This is a genomic window from Halomonas sp. Mc5H-6, assembly GCF_024124705.1.
GTDB classification, from domain to species: Bacteria; Pseudomonadota; Gammaproteobacteria; order Pseudomonadales; family Halomonadaceae; genus Vreelandella; species Vreelandella subterranea.
This window is the reverse complement of record NZ_JAMXSI010000002.1, coordinates 129932-149486: the sequence shown is the minus strand read 5'-3', so window position 1 is coordinate 149486 and position 19555 is coordinate 129932. Positions and strand designations below refer to the sequence as shown.

General features: G+C 58.8%; 20 protein-coding genes. 1 reads left to right on the top strand and 19 read right to left on the bottom strand.

The annotated features are described in order from the left end of the window. Window positions 1-13 precede the first annotated feature (13 nt). The 6 genes from NH395_RS04145 to NH395_RS04120 all read right to left on the bottom strand — a co-directional run bounded on the left by NH395_RS04145 (window position 14) and on the right by NH395_RS04120 (window position 7325). Window positions 14-442 (bottom strand): universal stress protein, encoded by a 429-nt coding sequence (locus NH395_RS04145; protein WP_253022610.1) that lies wholly within the window; start codon window positions 440-442, stop codon window positions 14-16. A 12-nt stretch (window positions 443-454) separates the two neighbouring features. Continuing rightward, window positions 455-3058 (bottom strand): TRAP transporter permease, encoded by a 2604-nt coding sequence (locus NH395_RS04140; RefSeq protein ID WP_253022609.1) that lies wholly within the window; start codon window positions 3056-3058, stop codon window positions 455-457. 151 nt (window positions 3059-3209) lie between these two features. Continuing rightward, complete coding sequence (locus NH395_RS04135; protein ID WP_253022608.1) at window positions 3210-4196, bottom strand: TAXI family TRAP transporter solute-binding subunit; 987 nt, start codon at window positions 4194-4196, stop codon at window positions 3210-3212. A gap of 280 nt (window positions 4197-4476) precedes the next feature. Further along, window positions 4477-5784: a TRAP transporter large permease gene (locus tag NH395_RS04130; protein ID WP_253022607.1), complete on the bottom strand. Its 1308-nt coding sequence runs from the start codon at window positions 5782-5784 to the stop codon at window positions 4477-4479. Then, window positions 5774-6253, bottom strand: coding sequence for a TRAP transporter small permease (locus tag NH395_RS04125; protein ID WP_066322587.1), 480 nt, complete (start codon window positions 6251-6253; stop codon window positions 5774-5776). The genes NH395_RS04130 and NH395_RS04125 overlap by 11 nt, the downstream gene beginning before the upstream one ends. Before the next feature lie 61 nt (window positions 6254-6314). Beyond that, a complete protein-coding gene (locus NH395_RS04120; RefSeq protein WP_253022606.1) occupies window positions 6315-7325 on the bottom strand; it encodes a DctP family TRAP transporter solute-binding subunit in 1011 nt (336 codons plus the stop codon). 226 nt (window positions 7326-7551) lie between these two features. Between NH395_RS04120 and NH395_RS04115 the strand changes: the two genes are divergently transcribed. Then, window positions 7552-8412 (top strand): EamA family transporter, encoded by an 861-nt coding sequence (locus NH395_RS04115; RefSeq protein ID WP_253022605.1) that lies wholly within the window; start codon window positions 7552-7554, stop codon window positions 8410-8412. On the opposite strand, the gene NH395_RS04110 is transcribed toward NH395_RS04115, so the two are convergent. From NH395_RS04110 to puuE, 13 genes are all read right to left on the bottom strand, one after another. Continuing rightward, a complete protein-coding gene (locus NH395_RS04110; protein WP_253022603.1) occupies window positions 8409-8930 on the bottom strand; it encodes a DUF192 domain-containing protein in 522 nt (173 codons plus the stop codon). The two genes, NH395_RS04115 and NH395_RS04110, sit on opposite strands and share 4 nt — an antisense overlap. A 15-nt stretch (window positions 8931-8945) precedes the next feature. After that, window positions 8946-10052, bottom strand: coding sequence for an ABC transporter ATP-binding protein (locus NH395_RS04105; protein WP_253022601.1), 1107 nt, complete (start codon window positions 10050-10052; stop codon window positions 8946-8948). Next, a complete protein-coding gene (modB, locus tag NH395_RS04100) occupies window positions 10045-10692 on the bottom strand; it encodes a molybdate ABC transporter permease subunit (protein ID WP_245748397.1) in 648 nt (215 codons plus the stop codon). Before modB ends, NH395_RS04105 begins: the two co-directional genes overlap by 8 nt. 20 nt (window positions 10693-10712) lie before the next feature. Beyond that, window positions 10713-11495 (bottom strand): molybdate ABC transporter substrate-binding protein, encoded by a 783-nt coding sequence (gene modA / locus NH395_RS04095; protein ID WP_253022599.1) that lies wholly within the window; start codon window positions 11493-11495, stop codon window positions 10713-10715. Between the two features lie 2 nt (window positions 11496-11497). Beyond that, window positions 11498-12982 (bottom strand): pyruvate kinase, encoded by a 1485-nt coding sequence (gene pyk / locus NH395_RS04090; RefSeq protein ID WP_092826292.1) that lies wholly within the window; start codon window positions 12980-12982, stop codon window positions 11498-11500. 82 nt (window positions 12983-13064) lie between these two features. Next, entirely contained in the window at window positions 13065-13556 is a 492-nt protein-coding gene (locus tag NH395_RS04085; protein WP_253022597.1) for an ureidoglycolate lyase, read from the bottom strand. A gap of 9 nt (window positions 13557-13565) precedes the next feature. Next, window positions 13566-14408, bottom strand: coding sequence for a bifunctional allantoicase/(S)-ureidoglycine aminohydrolase (locus NH395_RS04080; protein WP_253022595.1), 843 nt, complete (start codon window positions 14406-14408; stop codon window positions 13566-13568). 86 nt (window positions 14409-14494) lie between these two features. Then, window positions 14495-15223 carry an amino acid ABC transporter ATP-binding protein gene (locus NH395_RS04075; RefSeq protein WP_253022594.1) on the bottom strand — a complete coding sequence of 243 codons (729 nt, stop codon included), beginning with the start codon at window positions 15221-15223 and terminating at the stop codon, window positions 14495-14497. Further along, complete coding sequence (locus tag NH395_RS04070) at window positions 15204-15860, bottom strand: amino acid ABC transporter permease (RefSeq protein WP_092826300.1); 657 nt, start codon at window positions 15858-15860, stop codon at window positions 15204-15206. Before NH395_RS04070 ends, NH395_RS04075 begins: the two co-directional genes overlap by 20 nt. Next, window positions 15857-16534, bottom strand: a complete 678-nt coding sequence (locus NH395_RS04065; RefSeq protein WP_092826302.1) for an amino acid ABC transporter permease — start codon at window positions 16532-16534, stop codon at window positions 15857-15859. The genes NH395_RS04070 and NH395_RS04065 overlap by 4 nt, the downstream gene beginning before the upstream one ends. Before the next feature lie 8 nt (window positions 16535-16542). Beyond that, window positions 16543-17397 (bottom strand): transporter substrate-binding domain-containing protein, encoded by an 855-nt coding sequence (locus NH395_RS04060; protein WP_253022593.1) that lies wholly within the window; start codon window positions 17395-17397, stop codon window positions 16543-16545. 305 nt (window positions 17398-17702) lie between these two features. Continuing rightward, entirely contained in the window at window positions 17703-18578 is an 876-nt protein-coding gene (locus NH395_RS04055) for a MurR/RpiR family transcriptional regulator (protein ID WP_253022592.1), read from the bottom strand. A gap of 23 nt (window positions 18579-18601) precedes the next feature. After that, window positions 18602-19531, bottom strand: coding sequence for an allantoinase PuuE (puuE, locus tag NH395_RS04050; protein ID WP_253022591.1), 930 nt, complete (start codon window positions 19529-19531; stop codon window positions 18602-18604). Window positions 19532-19555 lie beyond the last annotated feature (24 nt).

Below are 19555 nucleotides of genomic sequence, written 5' to 3'. Positions count from 1 at the left end.
CCCCTTCGGGCAACTAGCGGACAATCATGACCGACATCTTGGCATGATGTACCACGTGCTCGGCGTTGGGCCCAAGTACGTAATCGACAAACTTGCGCTTGGTATGCGAGGCCATGACGATCAGGTCGATATCCAGCTGTTTACCGACCTTGATGATCGCCTCCCATGGTGAACCGTCGACAATCACGCTTTGGGTATTGATTGTTTCAGGCACGTGCTCTTCTATAAAAGCATGTTGGGCGTCCTTGACGGCCTCATGCGCCTTCTTGGAGAAGTCTTTAGGAAAATACGCCCCCACCATGGGCATCTTGAAGTCCGGCAGCACCGTCACCACGTGTAGCGACGCGTCAAACGTCTGGCACAGTTTGATGGCCGTGGGCAACGCCTTGCCCCATGAACTCTCTTCATTGAGATCAACGGGCAGTAAAATTTTGTAGTACATGACAGCCCCTCCTCACGCGGCATTGGCCTTGGTAGTGCGACCCTCGGCGTCCCGCCGACGGCGCTGTAGCATGACGATCAGAGCGAACATGGCGAGAGCGGGTATCCAGATCCACTCTTTTGTCCAGCGGTCCACCGGTGCCAGCACTTCGACGATTTCCTGATCGAAATCAAAGCCCAGGTCTGCTGCATCACTGCCGTAGGTCACCATATCGACGATGGCTTCATCGTTTTCTGTCAGCAGCATCAGTCCCAGGTTATCCAGGCGCTCCTGCCCACTATCACCTTCCGGCACCGGCACCAAAATGTAGGTGGTCAAGGGATCGCCATAATCATCCTGGCCACTAATCTGGACTCTTAGCGACGATCCCTCATCGACATTACCCAGGGTTTCAACGAACTCGGTGGGCTCGGTAGACCGATAAGGATCGTGAATCATATCCATGAAAAAGCCTGGACGGAAAAGCGCAAAGGCCACCACAAGCAATACGACCGACTCATACCAGCGGTTACGCGTAATCATGAAGCCTTGAGTCGCGGCCGCAAAAATCAGCATCGCCACCGTCGCCACCACAAAGATCAACACCCCTTGCAGCGGTGTCACGTCAATCAAGAGCAGGTCGGTGTTGAAGATGAACAGGAAGGGCAGGGCTGCGGTGCGCAGACTGTAGTAAAACGCCTGGAAACCGGTGCGAATCGGATCGCCCCCGGACACTGCAGCCGCTGCAAACGAGGCAAGCCCCACCGGTGGCGTAACATCCGCCATGATGCCGAAATAAAACACAAACAGGTGCACGGCGATCAGCGGTACCAGCAGGCCATTTTGAGCCCCCAGTTGAATGATCACTGGCGCCAGCAAGGCCGATACCACAATGTAGTTGGCAGTAGTAGGCAGCCCCATGCCGAGAATCAAGCTGAGTACCGCGGTAAACAGCAAAATCAGCAACAGGTTGCCCATTGCCAGGGTTTCGACCACATCGGCCAACACCAGCCCGACCCCGGTCTGGGAAACCGCCCCGACAATGATACCCGCCGTCGCCGTCGCAATGCCGATACCGATCATGTTACGGGCACCGGTCACCAGCCCGTTCCACAGATCCAGAGCGCCTTCACGCAGGTCGGAGGCAATATCGCTGCGACCACGAAAATACGCGGTAATCGGGCGCTGGGTCAGCATGATAAAGATCATGAACACCGTGGCCCAAAAAGCGGATAGCCCTGGCGACAGGCGCTCGACCATCAAACACCATACCAATACGATCACGGGCAGAATGTATTGCAAACCGACCAGCACCGTGGGGCGGGTTTGCGGCAGTTTGAGCACCGGCTCATTGGGGTCATCGACTTCCAGCTCAGGATAGCCCGAAGCCAGTTTGAGCAATGCGACATAAACCGCCGCCAACGCCAGACCGATGACCCAGGGCGCAGCCGGTCCCAGCACGGGTTGCAACCAGCCCAGGCCGTAATACACCGCAAACGCCGTGATCATCATCAGCAACAGGCCAGCCAAAAAGCCCGTCACCTTGCGGACGAGCGGCTTGGGTGGGTTGCTGCTTTCAAGCCCCTGCATATTGGCTTTCAGGGCTTCCAGATGAACGATATAAATCAGCGCGATATAGGATATCAGCGCGGGCAGAAATGCGTGCTTGATGACTTCGACATACGAAATACCCACGTACTCGACCATCAGAAACGCGGCGGCCCCCATCACGGGCGGCATGATTTGCCCGTTGACCGAGGAGGCGACTTCGACAGCACCGGCCTTCTCCGAGGAGAAGCCCACGCGTTTCATCATGGGAATGGTAAAGGTACCGGTGGTCACCGTATTGGCAATCGAGGAGCCCGAAATCAAGCCGGTCATGCCCGACGCCACCACCGCCGCTTTGGCCGGGCCGCCCTTGTAGTGCCCAAGCAGCGAAAACGCGACTTTAATGAAGTAGTTACCGGCGCCCGCTTTATCCAGCAAGGCACCAAACAATACGAACAGGAAGACAAAGCTGGTGGACACCCCTAGCGCAATACCGAACACCCCTTGGGTGGTTAACCATTGATGGTTAACCAGTCCATAAAGACTGACACCACCGTGGGCCAGCATGCCTGGCATCCAGGGCCCGGCCAGCGAATAGAATAAAAACACGGAGGCAACAATCATTAGCGGCGGCCCTAGAGCACGTCGTGTCGCTTCCAGCAACAGCAAAATCCCCGCCACCCCGACGACGACATCGATCAACAATGGCGCGCCAGGGCGCTCCGACAAGCCTTCGTAGAAGATGAACATGTAGGCGCCACAAAACGCGGCCACCGCCGCCAGCACCCAGTCTTGCAATGGAATACGATCGCGGGGCGAACGCTTGAGCGCAGGGTATGCCATGTACGCCAAGAACAGCGCAAAAGCCAAATGAATCGAACGGGATTGAGTTGCGTTAAATACCCCGAAGCCAACGATGTAAGGCAACGGCGACGCGATCCACAGTTGAAAAAGTGACCACACCGCGGCGATCCCTACCAGCAGCTTGCCAGGCATTCCCGCCGGTTTACGAGACCCGGAATCCGTAGAAGCCACCAGATCTTCAAGATCAACATTTGACCCACCGGTCTTGGTGTTATCCGTTGTCATATGCATGCCCTGCAAAAATATGGATGACAATGAGGAATGCCAATAAGAGGCCCTGGAGCAATCCAGGCGACATTCCAAACACAGCGCGCGGCCCCGTGAGAGACCGCGCGCACATCTTTCAATCGGTGATTAACACCCAGTACCGATAACCTTACTCTTCGATCCAGCCCTGCTCGACGTAGTAACGCTTGGCACCATCATGCAGAGGTGCAGACAGGCCTTGCGTCACCATGTCCTGAGCATCCAGATTTTCGAAGGCAGGGTGTAGGCGCTTGAAACGGTCAAAGTCGTCGAATACCGCTTTAACGGTTTCGTAGACCACATCGTCGTCGGCATCCGCGGAGGTCACGAACGTCGCAGCCACACCGAACGTCTCGACATCGTCGGGGTTGTTTTTATACAGACCGCCGGGAATCACAGACGTGGAGTAGTAGGGATATTCGTCAACAATGCCCTGAATATCGTCGTCGTTCATCGGGATCAGGCGTGAGTCCACCGTGGTGGTCGCTTCCTGAATGGAACCGTTCGGGTGGCCGACCACATACACCATGGCATCGATGTTGTTGTCAGACAGTGCAGCAGCCTGCTCAGCGGCATCCAGCTCGGAGACCAGGGAGAAGGTGTCTTCGTCCCAGCCTTTGGCATCCATCACAACTTCCATAGTGTTGCGCTGACCTGAGCCCGGGTTGCCGATATTAACGCGTTTGCCTTCGAGGTCATCCAGCGTTTCGATACCGGAGTCTTCACGGGCCAGCAGTGTCAACGGCTCGCCATGAATACGGAAGACGGCACGCAGTTCCTCAAACGCATCTCCCTCGAAATTCCCGGTACCGTTGTAGGCTTGGAACTGAACGTCGGACTGGGCAACCCCCATATCCAGCTCGCCGGATTTGATGCCGTTAATATTGGCAACCGAGCCACCGGTCGATGGTGCGTTACAACGGATGTTGTGCTCGTCGCTGCCGCGATTGACCAGGCGACAGACGGACTGGCCGACGACGTAATAAACCCCGGTCTGGCCACCGGTACCGATGGTAATGAATTGTTCGTCTTCCTGTGCCATTGCGGGAGAAGCAAAGGCAGTAGCAGCAAGTAGCGAGCCTGAGAAGGCAGCGGTAGAAAATGCATGGCGTTTCATGAATACACCTCTTTATCTTGATGTTATGAGGATTGTGCGTTGGCCCCCACCTGCGCCTTATTTGTGCAGGTTGATGGATCCAAAACGTTTTCAAGACAATCTGTTATCAGCATCGACAGTTTCTGTCGGCTTTCACTACTTTAGCGAAAAAAAACCTCGTTGGCGAAATCAGATACACCTGACAGCAAACTTCGTTTACCCATTTATAGGTTCAGTGTAGCGGTCTTCACCGTTTAGGGAGCGTTAACCACTATTCCGCTTTGGCATGGGCCGTGGGGTATCAGTCAACGTTATAGCCCAGCACACGCGGCAGCCACAGCGCGATGCTCGGGAAAATGGCCACCAGTGCCAACGCGCAGCCCATCGCCACCACGAACAACAAGGCCCAGCCCAGTGTCTGTTCAAGACGGATTTTGGCCACCTCCGTGGTGACCATCAAATTCACGGCCACTGGTGGTGTAAACTGCCCGATGGCAATATTCATGGCGAGTAATATGCCGAACCACACTGGATTCCATTCAAAGTGCTGCATGACCGGAATCAGGATCGGCATCATGATCAGATAAATCGAGATCGCATCCAGCAGCATTCCGGCCACCAGCACGGCCAGCATCACCAGAATCAGCAGCAGCACGCCGTTATCGGTCAAGCCAATAATCCACTCCGCCAAATGGCGAAACGTGCCCAGCATGGTGCCCGCCCAGGCAAAGATACCCGCCAGAGCGATAATCAGCATCACCACGCCTGAAATAATGGCCGCTTCGCCAAACAGCTCCCATAAGTCCCGCCATGACAGCTCGCGAGTGAGAAAAAGCCCGACGACGGCGCCGTAGGCGACCGCCACCACCGCGGCTTCCGTCGGAGTAAAGAGCCCGGAGCGTAGCCCGCCCAGGATCAGCACCGGTGCGAATAATGCGGGCAAAGCCTGCCTGAAGGTGTCTCTTACCGTCAGCCGCTCAGCGCCCTCCAATGGTGTCCCCCCTTCCCATCCGTAGCGTCTGGCTACCAGCAGTGCCGGTAGCAACAGCGCCAGGCCAGCGAGCACCCCCGGAAACAACCCGGCGGCAAACAAGGCACGCAGATCGACACCCGGCACGACAATGGAATAGAGAATCAACGCAACGGAGGGAGGTATGAGAATCGCGGTGGAGGCCGAAGCCGCAATCAGGGTGGCAGAAAACGGCTTTGGGTAGCCCGCCTTGGTCATGCTCGGCAGCATCACCATCGCCACCGCCGCCGCATCTGCGGGACCAGAACCGCTCATGCCCCCCATAATCATGCATACCAGCACCGCGACCAGCGCCAAACCGCCATGGCGCGGGCCAATCAACGCCTGGGCAAAACGCACCAGGCGCAGCGCGACACCGGCACGCTCGAAAATCAGCCCGGTTAAGATAAATAGCGGAATCGCGATCAGCGGGTATTTGGCAATACTGTTGTAGGTGTTGGTGCCGAGGGTCGCCAGCATATCCGGCGACAGCCCTATAACGATCCCCACCGCCCCCGAAAGCGCTAGCGAAAACGCCACCGGCACACCCGCGATCAGCAATCCGGCGAACGCCAGAATCATCCACACGTCAGGCGTCATCGCCAAACCTCCCGGTCAGACGATCGCGTGTTTGCTCCAGCAAACGCCACAGCATGGCGGCAGACAACACCGGCAGCCAAACGATATACCACCACTGCGGCAGGCCAAGCCCAGGCGACAGCGACTCCCACTGGTATTCCTGCCAGGCAAGCTTGCCGCCGTACCAAGTGATCAAGCCCAGTACGATGGCACCACATAGCGCCTGAAAAAAAATCAGGGCACGTCGATATTTGAGCGGCAGTGCGCGTTCCAGAAAGCTGATCCGGATATGGCGGTTACGCCGCAGCGCCACCGACGCCCCGGCGAAGGTCAGCACGACCAGCAGGAACACCGAAAACTCCTCGGTGAAGGAAAACGACCCGCCGGTTAAATAGCGCGTGATCACGTTGCCCAGGCTAATCAATGCAATAATGATCAATGCCAGCGCGCCCAGCCAGCGCTCAGGTCGCGCATCAGGAAAGCCTTTCATGGCAGCCTCACAGCGAAAAACTCCCAGCCTTGACGACTGGGAGACACAACATCAAGGGTGACTAACGTGCGTCGATAGCGGCTTGTGCGGCCTCGACCAGGTCTTCGCCAATGCGGGGTGCCCACTCTTCGTAGACGGACTGCGTTGCGTCGACAAACGCCTGGTACTGCGCATCGGTAAGCTCAGTCACCGTCACGCCGCGTTCTTTAATGGCCTCAAGCCGCTCGCTTTCCTGTTCACGGGTCATGGCGATTTCCCACTCGCCGGCTTCAACCGCGGTTTCGCGCAGCAGCGTTTGCTGTTCTTCACTCAATGATTGCCACACCTGCTGGTTGACGGCAAAAATCAGCGGGTCATTCATGTAGTTCCAGAGCGTCAGATGCTCCTGGCCGACCTGGTCAATGCGCGCCACATCAAATACCGAGAGCGGGTTTTCCTGGCCATCAACCGCACCGGTCGTCAACGCTGGCTGAGCGTCGGTCCAGCTCATTTGTGTCGGGTCGGCATCCAGCGCGGAGAACGTATCCTGGAACAGCGGCGAGCCCACTACGCGGATTTTCAAGCCGTCCAAATCACTCGGCTCACTGATGGGGCCTTGTGAATTGGATACCTGGCGAAAGCCATTTTCACCCCAGGCCAGCGGAATAACTCCCCGTGACTCAATCGCTTCAAATACCATTTCTCCGGCCTCACCACCGGTGACCGCATCCACCGCGGCTTCGTCAGGAATGAAAAACGGCAACGAGAAAAGGTTGAGCTCGGGCACCTGCGGCGACCAGTTGATGGTCGAGCCCACAGCAGCGTCAATAAGCCCCGACCGCATGGCCGAGAATTCGCGGGTCTGATCACCGGATACCAACTGAGAGTTGGGATACACCCGCATTGTCAGTTCGCCATCGCTGCGTTCCTCGACCAGTTCTGCCCACTTCTCCGCCGCCTGCCCCCAAGGGAAAGCGTCAGACAAAACGGTTGAAACCGAGAGTTCGCGCGCCTGGGCAGATAGCGAGAAAGACAGCAACATTGCACCGGCCAAGCCGGTAGACAGGCAAGCCATTGAGCGTGTCAGCGTCATGATAGATCCTTTTTTATCGGTTTTTATGGTGGCGTGTTCAACGGCGCAACGCCGCTGACAGTGCCCCGCTTCATTGTAAGCACTTCACTAACAAAAGGAAGACACCGAAGGTCGGCATCGTTCACCTAGAAGGAGACGGAAATGCGGTGACTTACGGCACTATCATTTTGGCAGTCTCCCAAGCTGATACAATGGCGAGCATCTCCATCTGTCAACGGACATTAACGTGCCCCTACGCGACCTGCTGCTCGGCCTCTTTGTCATCACTGTCTGGGCGTTGAATATCATCGTCATCAAGGTCGGTGTCACAGAACTCCCGCCGCTGCTGCTGACCACGCTGCGCTTTACGCTGGTCGCTGTACTGCTGGTGCCCTTTTATCCTGTGTCGCGAGCCCAACTGCCATTTTTGCTATTACTTTCCTTCACCTTCGGCAGCCTGCATTTTGGCCTGCTGTTTATTGGCTTACAGCAGGCCGAGGCGGGTACGGGTGCGCTTTTAGTGCAGATGGGCACGCCCTTTGCCACGCTACTGGCGGTGATCTTTCTGAAAGAAAAGCTCGGCCCCAAACGCGTTATTGGGCTGCTGCTCTCGTTTGCGGGCATTATCGTATTGGCGGGTGGCCCCACCTTACCGACGCCTCTCCCCCTGGCGATTCTTCTGTGCAGTGCCATGGGCTGGGCGGTATCGCAGCTGTTAATCAAACGCGGCCCACCCATTGCGCCGCTGGCGTTGGCGGGCTGGGTCGCGCTGTTCGCGGTACCTCAGGTAGGGCTGGGGTCTTGGCTGTTTGAGAGCGGCCAATGGCAGGCAATTCAGCAGGCGAGCTGGTTGGGCTGGGGGGCGATGATTTACACCGCCGTGATGTCATCGATTGTTGCCTACGGCATCTGGTACGCCCTGTTACGCCGCCACCCGGTCAATCGCGTGGTCCCCATGACGCTGCTCGTACCGGTTTTGGCGGTCGGCCTCGGGGCGCTATTGATGGGTGACAGTCTGGGTGTGCATAAACTGGCGGGCGGCGGCCTGGTGGTCGCAGGCATTGCCCTGATTGTGCTTAATATCGGCCCTCGCCCCCGGCCAACTTAATTTTCCGGCTGACAAAACCCGGTCAGGGCGGGTACCGATACACAGTCACCCACGCCAATTCCCCGTTCAGCAAAGTAACCCGCATTGACCTCAAGGGCCGCATGATAGGCAGCCCCCGGCGCATAAGAGGGGCAGTCAGCTGGCGACGACGATTCGCAGGGCTGCATGGTATCAATGGCGACGATACGCCCTGCGGCGTCGATGAAGGCGATGTCCAGCGGAATCAGCGTTTGATACATCCAGAACCCATTATTGGCCGACCGTTCGTTGTCGAAAACAAACAGCATGCCGCGCTTTGCGGGGAGGTGCTCGCGTTGCATCAACCCCCGCTGACGTTCAGCCAATGTATCGGCCAGTTCGACATCGAGGCGATGCGGGCCTTGCTGGGTATGGATCGCCAACGACAGCGTTTCGGCGTCGTCCGGCGTCGCTTGCGCCCACAGTGACGCCCCGGGTAGCCATAACGACAGCGGTAGTATGATGGATGCTTTCAGCAGCGACCGGCGGTTCATGGTCATGATGTTTTCCTTGTCTTATCGGGCGCTATTAACGCCGTGTCCGGGCATCAGGTGAATGCCCCCTGCCAATAGCGATACATGCACCGCCGCGCCGGGGGTCAATTGATTACGTCGTGCCGCATGGGTGGCAATATCGAAACGTAGCAGATCGCCGTGTTGAACGCGCAATGCCACCGAGGTCATGCCGCCTAGCACGACCAGCTCATCGACCGTCGCGGCAATCGGGTTTTCCCGATCGCCAAGCGAAGGACGGCCGCGACGATGGAGCACGATATCCGAGGGTGGCAGGTACCATGCCACATGCTCATTGATATTAAGCCCGTCGAGCCCCGAGGCAACGTCCAGTTGATCGTTGCCCCAGCGCAAACGGCGCGCTCCACCGACCTCGACCACCTGGCCTTCAAAGACGTTATGCCGATCCAGCAGCCGGGCGACGTTAGGCGAGGCAGGGGTTCTGAACAGGGTGTCAGGCGACGCTTGTTGCAAACTGCGACCGTTATGCAGCACACAGACCTGATCCGCCAGCGCGGCGGCTTCTTCCAGGTCGTGGGTGACCAACACGATGGGGATCGAGATTTGCTGGCGAAGCCTGGCCAGCTCGCGCTGCAGCCGTCGCCGGGTTACCTGGTCCACCGCCGAAAACGGCTCGTCGAGCAGCAGCACCTGAGGCTCGCGAGCCAGCGCACGGGCCAGGGCCACACGCTGACGCTGGCCGCCGGAGAGCTCGCTGGGATAGCGATTTTCCAGGCCTTTCAGGCGCACCGTTTCAAGCCATTGTTCCGCCTGAAGGCGGCGCCTGGCGGACGGCAAATGCCGCAGCGCAAGCGCAATGTTGGCCAGGGCGGTCAAGTGAGGAAACAGCGCATAGTCCTGAAACACCATGCCGACCCGGCGCTGCTGGGGCGATAGCGAGCGCTTACCCCGGGAATCAAACCACGTCTGCCCTGCACACTCAACGCGCCCCTGCTGCGGGCGGTAAAGCCCGGCAACGGCGCGCAGCAGGGTGGTTTTACCGCTCCCCGACGGCCCCACTAGGGCCAACAGCTCGCCGGGCAAGCAGCTGAACTCGGCGTTGAGTGGAATCGGCCCGCTTTGCTGGGCACTCACCATCAACCTAGCCACGCCCCCACCTCCGGCGACCCGCCAGGCCATAGACCACGCCCAGGGTGGTGAACGACACCAAAAGCAACAACGCTGCCATCAGGGCCGCCCCCTGCTCGTCAAAGGCCTGCACCCGGTCGTAAATGGCAATCGCCAGCGTGCGGGTTTCGCCGTCTATTGCCCCACCGACCATCAGAATGACGCCAAACTCGCCCAGGGTGTGGGCGAAGGTCAGCGCGGTAGCGGACAGGATGCCCGGCCACACCAGCGGTAACTCGATGCGCAGCAGCGTTTGCCACGGACTTAGCCCGCTGCACCACGCCGCTTCGCGCAGGTTATGGGGGATATTCTCAAAGGCGCGCTGAATCGGCTGCACGGCAAAGGGAAGGTTGGCGACCAGTGAGGCCAGCAGGATACCGCTGAAGGTGAAGTTGAGCCCCCCGCCAGTGAGCGACATCCATAGCTGGCCGACCGGCGCTTCGCGGCCAAAACTCTGCAGCAGATAAAACCCCAATACGGTTGGCGGCAGCACCAGCGGCAGTGCCACCAGCGCCTCGCAGAGGCCTTTGCCGCGAAAGCGGGCACTCGCTAACCAGCGGCCCAGAAAGATCCCCAACGGCAGCAAAAAAGCACACGTCAGCGCCGCCAGGCGGAATGACACAGAAAGCGCCGACCAATCCATCAGTCTGTACTAAACCCATAGTGTTGAAAGATCGCCCGCCCCTCTGCCTGCTGGAGCCAGGCATAGAAGGCCTGCGCTGCCTCGCCCGCTTGGCGGGTGAGCACCATGCGCTGGCGCAGTGGCTCATGCCAGCCCTCCGGAATGAGCATGTACTCACTTCGCTCCGCTAACGGCGGCGCCAGCGCCAGTGAATAGGCCACCAGTCCGCCTTGGGCATCGTCGGAAAGCGCGAACTGCGTCGCCTGGGAAACATTTTCGCCCAGCACCCGCAGCGGTTCGGTTTGAGACCAAAGCCCCGCATGGGTAAGCGCTTGCTTCGCGGCAACGCCATAGGGTGCGTGCTCGGGATTGGCAAGCGCAATGCGCGGCCGTTCACCGTTCGCATAGCGCGCCAGCGCCTTTTCAACCCCGGCCAATGGCATGTCTTCGCCAGGCGCCTCGCCTTGCCCCGCCCGCTGCAGCCACACCAAACGCCCGACGGCGTAAATCACACCCTCATCACGGGTATAACCCTCGTCGTGCAGCGCTTCTACGTAGCGCTCATCGGCGGAGAGAAAAAGCTCGAAGGGCGCGCCCTGGGCAATCTGGCGGCGAAAATTGCCCGACGAGCCAAAGTTCAGCCGCAGCGTGTGGCCGGTTTCATGCTCGAAGCGTTCGGCGGCCTCCGTCAGCGCAAACTGCAAATCCGAAGCCGCCGCCACCGTTGCAGTCCCCGCCGATGCGGGCATCGCCACCGCCAGCAGCCACGCCATCCACAGGCCACACCCACACAAGCCACGCACGCTTAGCCCGCCTGTGGGGGAAGGTGTTGTTCGGTAATCTCCATCACTTTCATGGTGTTGGTACCGCCATGAGCATTCATATGATCACCGCGGGTCAGAATCACGTAATCGCCAGGCTTGGCGACCCCCTGTTTTACCAACAGCTCAAGGGCGCGGTCATTAAGCTCAGTGGCGCTCATTTCAGAGGTATCAAACGGCAGTGATACCACACCGCGGTAGAGCGCCATGCGCCGCTGGGCGATGGGGTTATGCGCCAGACCGACAATCGGCAGCCCCGAGCGGATTCGCGAGGCAATCAGCGGGGTATAGCCCGACGAGGTCATACAGGCGATGGCTGTGACACCTTGCATGTGGTTGGCCGCGTACATGGCTGAGAGCGCAATGGTCTCGTCCGGGCGGGTGAAACCTTCGTGGATGCGGTGGCCCGACTCCTGGGCGGTTTTTTCGCGCTCGGCCCCCAGGCATACCCGTGCCATGGCGTCGACGGTCTCGACGGGATAATCCCCCGCAGCGGTTTCCGCCGAAAGCATCACCGCGTCGCTGCCGTCCAGCACGGCGTTGGCCACGTCGAACACCTCGGCACGCGTTGGCAACGGTGACGCAATCATGCTTTCCATCATTTGCGTGGCCGTGATGACCGCGCGGTTGAGCGTACGCGCCCGCTTGATCATGCGCTTTTGCACACCCACCAGTTGGGCATCGCCAATCTCGACGCCAAGGTCGCCACGCGCAACCATCACCGCCTCGGAGGCTTCGATAATGCCATCCAGCGTGGCGTCATCGGCCACCGCCTCGGCGCGCTCCACCTTGGCAACCAGGCCGATATCTTTCCCTGCCTCACCCAGCAGTCGACGTGCTTCGAGCATGTCGTCAGCCGAGCGCGGGAAGGAGATGGCCAGGTAATCCACACCGATCTCGACCGCCGTTTTCAGGTCTTCCTTGTCTTTCTCGGTGAGGGCCGGGGCCGAGAGCCCCCCGCCCTGCTTGTTAATGCCCTTGTTGTTGGACAGCTTGCCGCCCACCACGACCTGGGTGTGAATCTGCGTGCCCTCGACGCCGGTGACATCCAGCACCACGCGGCCATCGTCGAGCAACAAGCGGTCGCCCGCCACCACGTCATCGGCAAGCGTCTTGTAGTCGCAACCGACCCGGGCGCTGTCGCCCGCCTCGCCGTCCATTGCCATATCGAGAATAAACGGCTGACCTTCCTTAAGGGTGACCGCGCCCTCTTTGAAGCGCGCGACGCGGATCTTCGGCCCCTGGAGGTCACCCAGTGCGGCCACACTTCTGCCCAGCTTGGCGGCAGCTTTACGCACTTCTTGAAGTCGGCGCCGATGATCCTCGGCGCTGCCGTGGGAAAAGTTCAGCCGCACTACATCGACGCCCGCGGCGAGCATGGCATCCAGCACGCCCTCGCGGTCGCTGGCGGGCCCCAAGGTGGCGACGATTTTGGTGCGGCGGATGGAGGAATGGTGCAGTGCGTTCATAAAGCTCCCAGGCGCTTGACGTTGATGATCACTAGCCTAACAGTATAACGCTCGAAACATGACCGCTATGCAACACCTCAAGTTAATCGGCGAGGTGAATACGCAACGACAACGGATATTCGTCACAGTTGTTGCCATCGCCGCCCCGATCCACCACCAAAAACTCGCCTTCGCGGTCCAGCACCGATTGAATGGCGTGCCAGGTGCCCGCGTGGTAGTTCACCCCTTGTCGGCCATCGGTCACAAAGGCACGCACATCGCCAGGCTTAATAACCTCTCCCGGCGGAGCGACCACGACAATAAACCACTCTTCATGCAGCGGCATAAACGCCTGGCTGCCCTGCGGGTGCCGCTCCAGGAAGGTGAGTTCCAACGGCAGAGTGACCGGCTGGCTGACGAAGATGTTAATCAGGGTACGGGCGTTTTCGCCCAGAGTTTCCACCTTGGCCAAGTCATGGTGGCGCTGGGTGCGCCCGGCATTTATGGGAAACGACGCGGAAGTACGCGCATCGATCACATCGCCAAAAGGGGCAAAGGCCTCCGGCGTCAACGGCTCGGCTTTGAGTTCCAGCATTGCGGCTCCTTAGCGAGATGACAGTTTAAGAGAGGCATGCCGATTGACATCTTTATACAACAAGTACCTGAACGGCCCTGGGCCAGCGGCGTAGCAGGCCTGGGGACAGAAGGCACGTAGCCACATGAAATCCCCGGCTTCGACTTCCACCCAGTTTTGATTGAGGTGGTAAACGGCTTTGCCCTCCAGCACATAAAGGCCATGCTCCATGACATGGGTTTCATCGAAAGGAATCACGCCCCCGGGCTGGAAGGTGACGATATTGACGTGCATATCGTGGCGAACATCCGCCGGGTCAACAAAGCGCGTGGTCGCCCAGCGGCCTTCGGTGCCGGGCATTTCGATGGGGGCTATATCCTGCTCGTTGGTGACAAACGCCTTGGGCACCTCCAGCCCTTGCACATACTCGTAGGCCTTGCGCAGCCAGTGAAAGCGCACCGGGTCACGGCTTTCGTTGCGCACCTGCCAATGGCTACCCGGCGGGATAAACGCATAGCCACCGGGTCGCATGGTATGGCGCTCGCCTGCCAGCGTCAGGGTTAACTCCCCGTCGACCACGAACAGCACACCCTCGGCCTGAGGGTCCAGCTCCGGCTTGTCGCTGCCCCCCTCCGGCTGCACTTCCATGATGTATTGGGAGAAGGTCTCGGCAAACCCGGACAGCGGCCGCGCCAGCACCCACAGCCGGGTACCTTCCCAGAACGGCAGATTACTGGTGACGATATCGCGCATCACGCCCTTGGGGATCAGCGCGTAGGCTTCAGTAAACACTGCTCGGTCCGCGGTTATCTGGGTTTGCGGCGGATGCCCGCCGGTGGGCGCGTAGTAGGTAGGAGAAGGCGTTTCAGGCATTTTATCCTCATCAGCTAGCGATATGTCATGGGCTGCGCCAGCCAGCGCAGCATTGTTATGTATGCGTCCTTGTATACGATATTACGCTAGAGGACCGCCGAGATGAACTGCTTCAATTCAGCCGTTTGAGGCGCGGCAAACAGCTCGCCAGGTGCTCCCTCTTCGTGGATGCGTCCCTCATGCATAAACACCACGCGGTCGGCCACGTCCCGGGCAAAGCTCATTTCGTGGGTGACCAGAATCAGCGTCATGCCTTCGGCCGCCAGCGTTTCCAGTACGCGCAGCACCTCGCCGACCAGTTCCGGGTCAAGCGCCGAGGTCACCTCGTCGCATAGCATCACCTTGGGGCGCATGGCGAGCGCCCGGGCAATGGCAACGCGCTGCTGCTGACCACCGGAAAGCTGCGCCGGGTAAGCATCGTATTTATCCGAGAGGCCAACTTTCTCAAGCACTTCATCAGCGATTTTTTCAACGTCAGCCTTTCCCTCGCCGCGCACCACGATGGGCGCCAGGCAGACGTTTTCACCCACGGTCTTATGGGGAAACAGGTTGAAGCTCTGGAACACCATGCCGACATTTTCACTCAGTTCCTTGGGTGACATGGAAGCCGCATCAAGCTTTTTATCGGCAATGGTGATCTGGCCGCTGTCGTGTTTTTCGAGCTGATTCAGGCAGCGCAGCAGGGTGCTTTTACCCGAGCCGCTGCGGCCAATAATGGCGACGACTTCGCCTTGCGCAACCGAAAGGTTAATGCCTTTCAACACTTCCAGGTCGCCAAAGGCTTTATGAACGTTATCAACGCAGACCAGCGTCATAGAGCTTTTTCTCCAGATAGCGCGCATAGCAGGAAAGCGGGTAGCACAGCGCGAAGTAAAGAAGGGCCACGAGGGCAAAGATGGTGAAGGGTTCAAAGGTGGCGTTGTTGAGCATGGTGCCGGCCTTGGTCAGCTCGACAAAACCGATGATGGACGCCAGTGCCGTGCCTTTGATGACCTGCACAGAGAACCCCACCGTGGGCGGAATGGACAGGCGCAGCGCCTGGGGCAGAATCACATGCCGCATGGTCTGGAAATAGTTCATCCCCAGCACCTGCGATGCATGCCACTGCCCTTTGGCCACCGCCTCCAGGCACCCCCGCCAGATGTCGCAAAGAAAGGCGCTGGTGAATAGCGTGAGCGCAATGGAGGCCGCAAGCCAAGCTGAAATCTGATGGCCCATGGCGGCGGCGCCAAAGAAGATCAGAAACAGCTGCATCAGCAACGGCGTGCCCTGGAAAAGGTCGACATAAAGTGAGGTCAAACGTTGCAGCCAGCGGTTGCTGGAAAGGCGCATGAAGGTCAACAGCAACCCCACCGTGGCGCCACCGACAAACGCGATCAGCGATAGCAAGATGGTCCAGCGAGTCGCCAGCAGCAGGTTGCGCAAAATATCCCAGAAGGTGAACTCGATCATCGTTGCTCTCCTTGCTGATAGGCGAATACGCGCTTGCCCACCAGCATGAAGCTACGCCGCATGCCAAAGGCGAGCAGCAGATAGATCAACGTGATCAGCAGGTAGACTTCAAAGCTGCGGAAGTTGCGCGACTGGATAAAGTTCGCCGCGTAGGTCAGATCAAACACCGAAATCTGCGACACCACCGCCGAACCCAGCATGACGATAATCGACTGGCTGATGAGCGCGGGGTAAACCCGCGCAAAGGCGGGCACCAGCACCACGTGGCGATAGCTTTGCAGCGTGGTCATGCCCAGCGCCCGCCCGGCCTCCAGCTGCCCTTTGGCCGTGGCACTGATACCGGCACGTAGTATCTCGGCGCTGTAGGCAGCCAGGTTGAGCGTCATGGCGATAAACGCCGCAGTAATGGCATCGATTTTGATGCCGAGCCCCGGTAGCCCGAAGAAGATAAAGAACAGTTGCACGATAAAGGGTGTGTTACGGGTCAATTCGACGTAACCGCCGAGCCCCCAACGCACCCAGGGCTGCGCGTTCGCACGCATGTAGGCCACGACCACCGCCAGTGCCAGCCCCGTCAAGGTGGTCACCACGGTCAAGATGACCGTGGTGGTAAGACCTTTGAGCAGCTCACTGACGTAGGGCAACAGGGTAAGAAAATCGAGTGTTGGCCCCATGATGACCCTCAGCTACCGAAGTTTTCAGGCAGGTCGGCACTGAACCAGCGCTGGGACATCTCATTCAAGGTGCCATCTTCAAGCGCCTGGGCGATCAGGCGGTTCACCTCTTCCATCAACGCCGGTTCGTTCTTGTTCATACCCACGTAGCAGGGTGAATCTTTCAACTGATACACCAGCGAGGGCGCTCGGTCGCTGTTGCGCTCGGCGATCTCGGCCGCTACCACATTCCCGGTGGCGACATAGTCGACCTGGCCGGAAAGAAACGCAGAAATGGTGGTGGCGTTATCTTCAAAGCGCTGCACCGTGGTGGAGTCTGGTGCAATCTCGGAAAGCTCCATATCTTCCACGGCACCACGGGTTACACCGATGGTTTTATCGGCCAAGCCTTCCGGGCTCTCCACGCTTTCATCTTCATCGGCGCTGAACACACCCAAAAAGAACGGCGCATAGGCGTCTGAAAAATCAATCGCCGCTTCGCGTTCCGGGTTCTTACCCAGGCTGGAAATCACCAAGTCCGCCTGACCGGTCTGTAAATAGGGAATGCGGTTGGCGCTGGTCACGGTAATCAATTCAAGCTCCACGCCCATCTCGTCGGCGAGGTAGTTGGCCATATCGATATCGTAGCCACGCGGCTCCAGGTCGGTACCCACCGAGCCGAATGGCGGAAAATCCTGCGGCACGGCAATGCGAACAGTCCCCCGGGACTCGATATCCTCAAGGGCATCCGCCTGAACGTCCGGGCTTGTGGCGACAGCCCCTAAAGCAACAGCGGCACTCAAGCCCGTTGCTAGAATGCCGGACTGCAGTCGCTTTAAGCGGCCATTAAAAGTGTGGTTGAGACGCTGCGATAACAATTTCATAGGACTCTCCTGGCAGGGACGCGTTTTTTTAGTGATGCGTTGTCTGTCATAAGCCGAAGCGGCAATTCACGTAAGGCTAATGAAAGCTTTGTTTCATAAAGTAGTAACAAGAAACTTTCGTTTCACCTACTCACATAGAAGCAATGGCGATGCCAGAAGTCGCTAACCACATTTATAACAGCACTTTATTGAAACCACGGGCGATGACGCTGCGGTCGCTGCGCCAGGAAGGAAGGAGGCCTGCATGGTGTTGGTGCAGTTTCAACCCAGCAAAAGAACGGTATGCACTACGACAGGAGGGACGTCTACTGGGCGTTCCAATCAACACTCATGATGGGTGATTCCAGTTCACCAAGGTCGGCGTAACTATCGCTGATCGCACTGATCCGCTCTCGTCCCTCACCAAGGCGACGATGCAAAACGCCGTTGGCGAGCAGGCAGATCAGGCTATTGGCCGTGGCGTAACTGTCAAATGCCGAGAGGCTTTCCAGCGGTGCTTCCATCAGCCAGTCGACCTGGGAGGCGAAATTTATCGCAGTGGGGTCGGCAATTAGCGCCACCTTGGCAGGCGAGCGCTCGAGGGCATTCACCAGCGAGGCAAATGCTGCCGGACGGCGGCGAAAGCCAAACAGCACCACCACATCCTGATCGTTGAGATCGACAATCTCTTCAGCCAACGATTGGTTGGGTTGAGGGGCCACCCGCACCTGGGAGCGCGCCTGAATCAACTGCTGGCGAAAATGCAGCGCCAAGGGATAGCTGTTACGGAACCCGATCATGACCACATGCCGCGCGTTAGCCAGGCGTTCTACCAGCGCGGCAAACTGATCCGCCGCGATGCCATTCAGGCAGCGCTGCAGGTTATCCTGCTCGCGCTGCAAATGGCGTTGAAATGGCGCGCCCGCTTCATCCTGCATAGCATTGGCATCGATCACCAACGGCACCCCCAGGTTGCGCAGTTGGCGGGCGTGGTCTTTAACGCTGCGGTAGCTTTCGAACCCCAACCGCTTGAAAAGGCGACTGACCGTCGACTTTGAGACCCCGGTCAAGCGCGCCAAATCGGCGGCGCTATATACCGCCAGATCATCGAAGTGATCGAGGATAAAGCTTGCCACGCGCTGCTCCTGGGCACTTAGCGCGTCAAACTGGGCGGTAATTCGCTGTCCGATATGCGGCGTCATGGCATCCTGTTTGAACTATTTGGTTAGCGTGCGGGCGCCGGGTGGTGTGCCGCCCAATGGCGGGCGATATCGACCCGCCGGGCCACCCAAACGCGGTCGTGGGTTTCAATGTGATCCAAAAAGCGCTGCAGGGCACGGAAACGTCCCGGGCGGCCCAATAAACGGCAGTGCATGCCAATGGATAGCATCTTGGGCGCCTCTTCCCCTTCCGCGTAGAGCACATCGAAGGCATCCCGCAGATAGGTGAAAAAGTGATCCGCGGTATTAAACCCCTGAGGGGCAGCAAAGCGCATGTCATTGCTGTCCAGTGTGTAAGGCACGATCAGGTGATCATGATCACTGCCCTGACTATCGGTTACCTGGGTCCAGAAAGGCAAGTCGTCGCCGTAATAATCGCTATCGTAAAGGAAACCGCCTTCATCCAGCACCAGGCGCCGGGTGTTGGGGCTATCGCGGCCGGTGTACCAGCCCAGCGGTTTCTCTCCATACAGACGCTGAAAAATCTCCATGGCCTGTTGTAGGTGCTCACGCTCAACGTGCTCGGGCACTTCCTGGTAGTGAATCCAGCGGTAGCCGTGGCAGGCGACCTCATGGCCCAGTTCCTTGAACGCCTGGGCGACATCCGGGTTGCGCTCAAGCGCCATGGCCACGCCAAACACCGTCAGCGGCAGATCGCGCTTCTCGAACTCGCGCAGTATGCGCCACACCCCGGCGCGGGAGCCGTATTCATAAATCGACTCCATGCTCAGATGGCGATCAGGGTAGGACGGTGCGCCGATGATTTCTGACAGAAACTGCTCGGAACCTGAGTCACCATGCAGCACGCAGTTCTCGCCGCCCTCCTCGTAGTTGAGTACGAACTGCACCGCTATTTTGGCGTTGCCGGGCCAGTTGGCGTGGGGCGGGTTGCGCCCGTAACCGATCAAGTCACGAGGGTAATGGGGCTGTGTCATAGACGGCTCCTTGGATGAATCCTG